This window comes from Streptomyces phaeoluteigriseus (genome assembly GCF_001896135.2).
Taxonomy (GTDB): domain Bacteria; phylum Actinomycetota; class Actinomycetes; order Streptomycetales; family Streptomycetaceae; genus Streptomyces; species Streptomyces phaeoluteigriseus.
Genome location: NZ_MPOH02000019.1, coordinates 726467 through 734456, shown reverse-complemented (window position 1 = coordinate 734456; position 7990 = coordinate 726467). Strand labels below are relative to the sequence as shown.

The window sequence follows — 7990 nt, the reverse complement described above, 5'->3', positions numbered from 1 at the left end:
GGGGTGGTGGGGAGTGGGCGGGAGGGGAGTCTTCGGCGGTATCGGTTGTTCGCGGCTCGGGATCCTCGGGTGTTGATCGGGATTGATCCCCAAGGGGCTTGGGGTGAGCGGGAACTGATCGCGTTGATGGCGGAGAAGTGCGGGGTTTCGGCCGATCCGGAGCACACTTCGGGGCATGATGTGATCGATCCGGAGCTGACCCTTCGCGCGCTGGACGCGTTCGCGGAGCGGCTCGCCGCGGTTGCCCAGCGTGGTGGGCCCGTGTTGCTCGGGACCGGGCATCCGCATCGGCTGCTCGGGTTCTACGCGGGGATCGCAGACGCTTTGTCGGCGGCGGGATGTGTTGTTCTCACCCCGGCGCAGGGTCGCTGTGTCGACATAACGACCCGGTTCGGTCTACGTACGCTCCAGCTCGCCTACGTACGAGGTGTCGGGTTGGTGCGGGAACCGGGTCCCGAGCGCCCTGGTGGTGCCACCGGCGCACACACGCACTCGCCCCTCCCGGTTCGGCTGGCGCTGGCGGTGGCCGCGGAGGCCGGCGGGCCGTTGCCGGAGCTGGTGATCGGGGACCACGGCTGGGTCTGCGGGGCAGGTCAGCTGGGGTTCGAGGCGATCGGGCTGGCGGACAGCGACGATCCCGCACTCTTCGTGGGGGAGGCCGAGGGGACCGTGTCCGTCGTCGTTCCGCTTGATGACGGCGTGCGGGCCGACTACTACCTGCCACTCACCCGCTACGTACTCAATCGGGCGTGTCTGTCACAGTAGGCCCCCGATGGTTGCACCTCTTCCCCACTCGCATCACCCGCCCCTACATTGGGGAGTGAGCACGCAGCGACGAAGAGTCACCGGAAGGGGAAGCCGGTGGCCGTCGAGTCGAGTGCGGAAGGTTCAGGTGTGTCATGGCTGCAGCTGGCGAGAGGCCTCTGAACGAGGTTCAGTTCCTTACCGTGGCGGAAGTCGCCTCGGTGATGCGAGTGTCCAAGATGACCGTGTACCGGCTGGTGCACAGCGGTCATCTGCCCGCGATCCGGGTCGGAAGGTCCTTCCGCGTCCCGGAGCAAGCGGTTCACGAGTACCTCCGCGAGAGCTATGTGGGGGTGGAAACGGCCTGACGGCAGGGGTGGGGGGACCCGCACCACAGGGCACTTCAGGGTCCTTCCGCCGCCTCGATTACGACCTCAGCGCTCGGGCGGGTAGGCTAGCCCCTCGTAGGTCGTATGGGCCCATGGCGCCCAGCACCGAGTGATGAGAAGTGAGCGAGGGTAGTCGTGGGCTCTGTTATCAAGAAGCGGCGCAAGCGGATGGCCAAGAAGAAGCACCGCAAGCTGCTCAAGCGCACGCGCGTTCAGCGTCGTAACAAGAAGTAAGTTCGCTCGACGCGAGCCGCGAAAGCGTGCTGTGGCCCCCCAGTCGGTAACCGGCTGGGGGGCCACACGCATGTCCGGCGCCTGTGCGGCCGGCTGGATGCCGTGCGGATGTCCGGACGCGCACCATGGCTGATCTGCTCGTATGACCGACCGTCGCCGTCACTTCATGCATCGGGGGGTCATCACAGCGCAACACCGACCCGCTAAGTTGGCCCGCAGCGGGGAACGCGGCAGGGTGGGGAACACGGCAGGGTAGGACCGGACCTAGCGATTGACGAAGGAAGGCGCTGATCTTGGGCAAGGTCGTGCTGGTGACGGGGGTGGCCCGTCAGCTGGGGGGCCGGTTCGTACGACGGATCCAGCGTGACCCGGACGTGGACCGGGTGATCGCGGTGGATGCCGTGCGGCCCGAGCACCATCTCGGCGGCGCCGACTTCATCCAGGCCGACATCCGGCAGTCCACCATCGCGCGGGTGCTCGCCGAGACCGGTGCCGACACCGTCGTACACCTGGACGTGACGGCCACCGCGCTCGGCAGCGGGAGCCGGACCACGGTCAAGGAGACCAACGTCATCGGGACGATGCAGCTGCTCGGCGCCTGTCAGAAATCGCCGAACGTGAAGCGCCTCGTCGTGAAGTCCAGCACCAACGTGTACGGCTCCGCGCCCCGCGATCCCGCCGTGTTCACCGAGACCACCGCGGCCAAGTCGCTGCCCAGCGGCGGGTTCGCCAAGGACATCGTGGAGGTCGAGGGGTACGTCCGCGGGTTCGCCCGGCGGCGGCCCGACGTCGCCGTGTGCGTGCTGCGGTTCGCCAACATCCTCGGCCCGACCGCGGAGACACCGCTCGTCTCCTACTTCTCGCTGCCGGTCCTGCCCACGGTCTTCGGCTACGACCCGCGGCTCCAGTTCGTCCACGAGGACGACGTGATCGAGGTGCTGCGGATCGGATCGCACGAGCCCGTCCGGGGCACGCTCAACAGCGGCACCTTCAACATCGCCGGTGACGGCGTGCTGCTGCTGTCGCAGTGCTCGCGGCGGCTCGGCCGGCCCACCGTCCCGCTCCTGCTGCCGGCCGTCACCTGGGCGGGCACCCTCGTGCGTACGCTGGGCATGACGGACTTCGCGCCCGAGCAGATCCGGCTGCTCACGCACGGCAGGGTCGTGGCGACCGACCAGATGCGCGAGACGCTGGGATTCACGCCGAGGTACACCACCGCGGAGACCTTCGCGGACTTCGCACGCAGCCAGGGGCCGGGTCTCCTGCCCCCCGAGGCCCTCGCGGGGGCCGTCGACCGGATCGCCGCGCTGCCCGTCGCGGGCGGTGGTCACCCCCCGACGCAGAGCGCCAACTGAGGAGCGCATCAACGATGGCGGACGCCAAGGTCATTCCGTTCGACGACGACCGGTCCCGCGGGAGTGCCGTACAGCGGCCGTCGCGGCGCCGGAGCGCGGGGAGCCGGCGCAGGAGCGGCGAGCCGGCGCCGGTCCGTGAGATCGGTGAGGTCACAGAGGTTCGTGAGGTCCAGGCCCTGCCCACCGGGGCCGTTCCGCACGATGATGTCCCTGTGACCGGTGAGGAACAGCCGTGGCGGCCGGACGATGACGGCGGCGGCCTGGAGCGGCGTATCGCCGGAGGGCTCTCCTTCCTGCGCCGCCGGCTGACCGGTGACTACGACGTCGACGACTTCGGCTACGACCAGGAGCTGACCGACCAGGTCCTGATGTCCCTGCTGCGCCCGGTGTACGAGAAGTACTTCCGGGTGGAGGTGAAGGGCGTCGAGAACATCCCCGCCGAGGGCGGTGCGCTGATCGTCGCCAACCACTCCGGGACTCTGCCGCTGGACGGGCTGATGATGCAGGTCGCCGTCCACGACCATCACCCGGCGGGCCGTCATCTGCGGCTGCTCGCCGCCGACCTGGTCTTCGTGCTGCCGGTCGTCAACGAGCTGGCCCGCAAGCTCGGGCACACCCTGGCGTGCTCCGAGGACGCCGAACGGCTGCTGGCGCAGGGCGACCTGGTCGGGGTGATGCCGGAGGGCTTCAAGGGCATCGGGAAGCCCTTCGGCGAGCGCTACAAGCTCCAGCGGTTCGGCCGGGGTGGCTTCGTGTCGACGGCGCTGCGGCAGGGCGCCCCGATCATCCCCTGCTCGATCGTCGGCGCGGAGGAGATCTACCCGATGATCGGCAATGCCAAGACGCTCGCCCGCCTCCTCGGCTTCCCGTACTTCCCGCTCACTCCGACGTTCCCCTGGCTGGGGCCGCTGGGCGCGATCCCGCTGCCCACGAAGTGGACGATCCAGTTCGGTGAGCCGATTCCCACGGACGGCTATCCGCCGGAGGCGGCCGAGGACCCGATGCTGATGTTCAACCTGACGGACCAGGTCAGGGAACAGATCCAGCACACGCTCTACAAGCTGCTCGTGCAGCGGCGGTCGGTCTTCTTCTGAGCTGTCGTCCGCCGACCCGTTCGGCCGACCCGTCCGCCGACCCGTCCGCCGACCCGTTCGGCTCCGGGCTGCGTGCGTACACCGCCGTAGAGACCCTGCGGAGTTCCTCTAGCCCACCGTCTAGTCCACGTCGTCGCTGTCGATGCCCAGGCCGGGCAGGAGGCCCGGGAGGAGGGGCGGGAGCGTGACGTCCGGCTCGGGGGTCGGGGTCGTCGGCGGGGACGAGGTGCCGTCGTCCACCGGTGGGTCGAGCAGACCGCCGGTGTTGCCGCCGAGGAGACCGTCCTCGCCGACGTCCGTCGACCTGCTCGGGCCGCCGCTCCCGGGGCTGCCGGTGGCCGGGGAGCCGCCGCCCGCGCTGGGCGTGGTCGAGCGGCCGGTGCCCGTGGTGCCGGGCGCCGTCGGCCCGGAGCCCTGGCCGCTGCTCTCGCCGCCGCCGGGGGCCGGCGGCTGGGGGAGCAGGGAGCGCAGCGGGGCGACCTCTTCGTCTATGGCGTCGAAGACCGACGACACCTGCTGGCTGACGTCTCCGAGCTGCACGGGGAGCCGGTCGCGCAGGTCGCCCCAGACCTCGCGGTGCGAGCGCGAGAAGGCGGACAGGGCCTGGATGGGGCCGAGGGAGTCCGGGTCGCGCTGGTACGCCTCGTGGAGCAGGCGGTGGCCCTCGGAGGCGTCGTAGCGCATGCCGGACAGGGCCCGGCGGATCTCGCCCACGGATTCGTGGTCGAGGTGGGCGCCGCCGCGGCCGCGCTCCATGAGCCTGCGGGCCTCGCTCAGCCTCGTGGAGGCCTGGTCGAGGTAGGCCTGGCCGCGCTCGCCGTCGCCCTCGGCGAGGTAGTTCAGCTTGAAATCCTCTATGCCGCGCTTCAGGCCGTAGAGCGAGTCACCGGGAAGGGCGTCGGAACTCGCGGCGGCGACCCCGCCGAAGGCTCCGGCGGCGACTCCTACGCTCAGGCCGCCCGCGGTGAGGCCCTTGGCGAGCCGTGTGCGCGGACGGAACCGGCCCAGTGATGTCGCCCGATGGGCGCCTCGTGCCCGAGCGCGCTGCTCCGGCACCGGTCGGTCCGCCGCCTCGCCCATGGTGCCCGCCTGAAGCATGGCCTCCATCGCGGCGACCAACTGCGCCCGCTGGACGACCTTGACCTCGGGGTCGAACTCCGGCTTGGGCAGCTCGGCGAGACCCGTCGCGAGGGCCAGGAGTTGGCCCTGCTCGGTCCGGCCCGCAGCGGCCGGGGCCGGCGGTGATCCTTCGGTCTGCTCGGCCGCCGTGCCCCGGTCGGACTGCTCCTCCAGGGCCTGGGCGAAGGCGTTCGCCCGCCGGTGCGCCGATACGTTCGCGATCACTGGCGGCACCTCCTCTCGTCATGACGGTCGACTCCCCCGGGGTCCTGAGGGTTGCACGCCCTCGATCGCTTGCATGCGAACGAGTGATCGAGGCCGGCCAGGACGTGACCACAGGGAGCCTGTATCCCGCACAACGACTGGCGTGGCACTTGGGTTACGGACTGCGGATGATCGGGTGGGGAAGCCAACGGACTTTCACTGAACGTGAGTTGACGTCGCCGACAGTAGGTGGGTGCGGGATGGGGTCATGGCGGGGGTCAGCGGGCGTCGTCCGGGAGGAGACGGGCGAGGGTGCGGACGGCCCGGTACTGGAGGGTCTTGATGGCGCCTTCGTTCTTTCCCATGACGCGCGCGGTCTCGGCGACCGAGAGGCCCTGGAGGAAGCGGAGGGTCACGCACTCCTGCTGCTGCGGGTTGAGCCGTCGTACGGCGTCCAGCAGGGCGGCGTTGGAGAGGGACTCGAGGACGGAGTCCTCCGGGGAGCGCGCGACCTCGTTGGCGTCGAGCATCTCGCCGGTGGTGACCTCCAGCCGGAAGCGGCTGGACTTGAAGTGGTCGGCGACGAGGTTGCGGGCGATGGTGACGAGCCAGGCGCCGAAGTCGCGGCCCTGCCAGGTGAAGGTGCCGATCCGCCGCAGGGCTCGCAGAAAGGTCTCACTGGTCAGGTCCTCGGCGGTCGCCTTGCTGCCCACCCGGTAGTAGATGTACCGGTACACGGTGTCGCTGTACTGGTCGTAGAGCCGCCCGAACGCGTCGGCCTCGCCGGCCTGGGCCCGCTCGACGAGGTCCATCATTCGGGCGCTGTCGCTGTCGGCGGCCGGTCGGCGGACGGTGGCCGCGCCGGTCGCACGTCCTCGTCTGCCGACCTCCCGCCCGTCACCCGACCGCCGCCCCTCAACGACGGCGCCGCGCGCCGGCACCTGCTCAAGGCCGTCGGCGAGTGCGTAGCACGGGCCTACTGGCGCGGCGGTGGCGAAGGCGGGGACGGCGTACGCGGTGGGGACGAAGCCGCGCAACAGGTCCTGGACCGTAGCGACCGTTGCGCGCAGCGTAGCCAGGCCCGAGGTGTCAACCCCGACGTGTGGGTACACGGGACTCCCAGAGGCAGAGCTTCCATCACGTGCAGTGCGGAACCGTTCACCCGTCGTAGCGACGGAAGGGGTACCGGATTGCGTCTGAGGAGAATAACGCTTCGTACAGGCCCTGCTACACCCAGTTGCTCAATTCACCGGTTACGTCGCTTCCGTAGCCTATTGACGCCCAATCAAGTAGCGCAGGGTGATCGCTTGTTGATCGAAAGGGTTCGTATTCCCGGTCGGGTGGGGGCGTGTTGTGGCGGTGGGCAGACAACACGACTGGCCAGGCGGGTGCGAGGGTGAGGCGGTGGGATTGGCGGCGTTTCGCTGCGGTTGCCCGTCCGGGTGAGTGCGGTGACCGCGGTTGGACGGTCCTGCCGGACGCCGGCGGCCGTGCCCTCCGCCCGTTACCGGCGGCGGCGGTGCAGCGCGATGGCCGCAGCCGTACCGCCCGCCACCGCGCCCACGCCCGCCGCGGCCGGGATGCCGACCTTCGCCGCCTTGCGGCCCGTGCGGTAGTCGCGCAGCCGCCAGTCGAGTTCCCGGGCGTGCCTGCGGAGCTTGGCGTCGGGGTTGATCGCGTAGGGGTGGCCGACGAGGGAGAGCATCGGGATGTCGTTGTGCGAGTCGCTGTAGGCGGCGCAGCGGGAGAGGTCCAGGCCCTCCGCCGCGGCCAGGGCGCGGACCGCCTCGGCCTTCGCGGGGCCGTGCAGCGGTTCGCCGACCAGCTTGCCCGTGTAGATGCCGTCGACCGACTCGGCGACCGTGCCGAGCGCGCCGGTGAGGCCGAGGCGGCGGGCGATCACCTGGGCGATCTCCACGGGCGCCGCGGTGACCAGCCACACCCGCTGGCCCGCTTCCAGGTGCGCCTCGGCGAGGGCGCGGGTGCCGGGCCAGATCCGCTCGGCCATGTACTCGTCGTAGATCTCCTCGCCGATCGACTGCAGCTCGGAGACGCGGTGGCCCTTGACGATCGACAGGGCCGAGTCGCGGGCCTCCTGCATGTGCTCCGGGTCCTCGACACCGGCCAGCCGGAACCACGCCTGCTGCCAGGCGAACCGGGCGAGGTCGCGGGTCTCGAAGAACTTCCGCTTGTGCAGGCCCCGGCCGAAGTGGAAGAGGGCGGCGCCCTGCATCACGGTGTTGTCGAGGTCGAAGAACGCGGCGGCCAGGTCGTCGCCCCGCACGGGAAACTGCGGTTCATGTGCGGAGACGTCCTTGCGGGCGGCCTCCGCCGAGGCCTCGCCTGCCAACACGCTCCGCGCGGTGGCGGAGCGCCTACGGGGGGTGAGCCATCCGAGAGCGGCCATGGCGTGAGCATAGCCATTCCGTTCGGTGGTTCCGTCGGTGACGAGGTTCGAAGGGTGTGAACTCTCCGCGGCGGAGTCGTTAAGGACGGCCTTGGGGACACCCGTCCGGTGGCGCGGGACAATGGCCGACATGAGTCCCCTCTTCCGCAGCAAGGGCCCCGCACCGCGGGACCGGCTCGTGACGTTGATCGGCAAGCCCGGATGCCATCTGTGCGACGACGCCCAGGAGGTGATCGAGAAGGTGTGCGGGGATCTCGGCGTGCCGTGGGAGAAGCGGGACATCACGAGGACGCCGAACTGCACGCGCAGTACTGGGAGCAGATCCCGGTCGTCCTCGTGGACGGGCGGCAGCACACCTTCTGGCGCGTGGACGAGCGCCGGCTGCGCGCGGAACTCACAGGCAACTGACCGAGCAGTCCAAGTGTGGCGAAAAGTCGCTTAGGA

8 protein-coding genes and 1 pseudogene are annotated in these 7990 nt (G+C 70.2%); 6 read left to right on the top strand and 3 right to left on the bottom strand.

Annotated features, from left to right (window positions below; genetic code table 11):
• The 5 genes from BM536_RS32995 to BM536_RS32975 all read left to right on the top strand — a co-directional run.
• A partial coding sequence (locus BM536_RS32995) for a phosphatase (RefSeq protein ID WP_245873900.1) occupies window positions 1-765 on the top strand: 765 nt, incomplete at its 5' end.
• A 134-nt stretch (window positions 766-899) separates the two neighbouring features.
• On the top strand, window positions 900-1112 hold the full coding sequence (locus BM536_RS32990; protein WP_004984898.1) for a helix-turn-helix domain-containing protein: 213 nt from the start codon (window positions 900-902) through the stop codon (window positions 1110-1112).
• A 156-nt stretch (window positions 1113-1268) separates the two neighbouring features.
• On the top strand, window positions 1269-1367 hold the full coding sequence (locus tag BM536_RS32985) for a 30S ribosomal protein bS22 (protein ID WP_003948845.1): 99 nt from the start codon (window positions 1269-1271) through the stop codon (window positions 1365-1367).
• Window positions 1368-1660: 293 nt separating this feature from the next.
• Window positions 1661-2722: an NAD-dependent epimerase/dehydratase family protein gene (locus BM536_RS32980; protein ID WP_073498976.1), complete on the top strand. Its 1062-nt coding sequence runs from the start codon at window positions 1661-1663 to the stop codon at window positions 2720-2722.
• A 14-nt stretch (window positions 2723-2736) separates the two neighbouring features.
• Entirely contained in the window at window positions 2737-3816 is a 1080-nt protein-coding gene (locus BM536_RS32975; RefSeq protein ID WP_073498977.1) for a lysophospholipid acyltransferase family protein, read from the top strand.
• 120 nt (window positions 3817-3936) lie between these two features.
• On the opposite strand, the gene BM536_RS32970 is transcribed toward BM536_RS32975, so the two are convergent.
• From BM536_RS32970 to BM536_RS32960, 3 genes are all read right to left on the bottom strand, one after another.
• Window positions 3937-5160, bottom strand: coding sequence for a DUF5667 domain-containing protein (locus BM536_RS32970; RefSeq protein ID WP_094103830.1), 1224 nt, complete (start codon window positions 5158-5160; stop codon window positions 3937-3939).
• Between the two features lie 257 nt (window positions 5161-5417).
• Window positions 5418-6251, bottom strand: coding sequence for an ECF subfamily RNA polymerase sigma factor, BldN family (locus BM536_RS32965; RefSeq protein WP_073498978.1), 834 nt, complete (start codon window positions 6249-6251; stop codon window positions 5418-5420).
• 392 nt (window positions 6252-6643) lie between these two features.
• Complete coding sequence (locus BM536_RS32960) at window positions 6644-7546, bottom strand: HAD family hydrolase (protein ID WP_073498979.1); 903 nt, start codon at window positions 7544-7546, stop codon at window positions 6644-6646.
• 121 nt (window positions 7547-7667) lie between these two features.
• Between BM536_RS32960 and BM536_RS32955 the strand changes: the two are divergent.
• A pseudogene (locus BM536_RS32955) lies at window positions 7668-7954 on the top strand (glutaredoxin family protein).
• The last annotated feature ends 36 nt before the right edge of the window (window positions 7955-7990 follow it).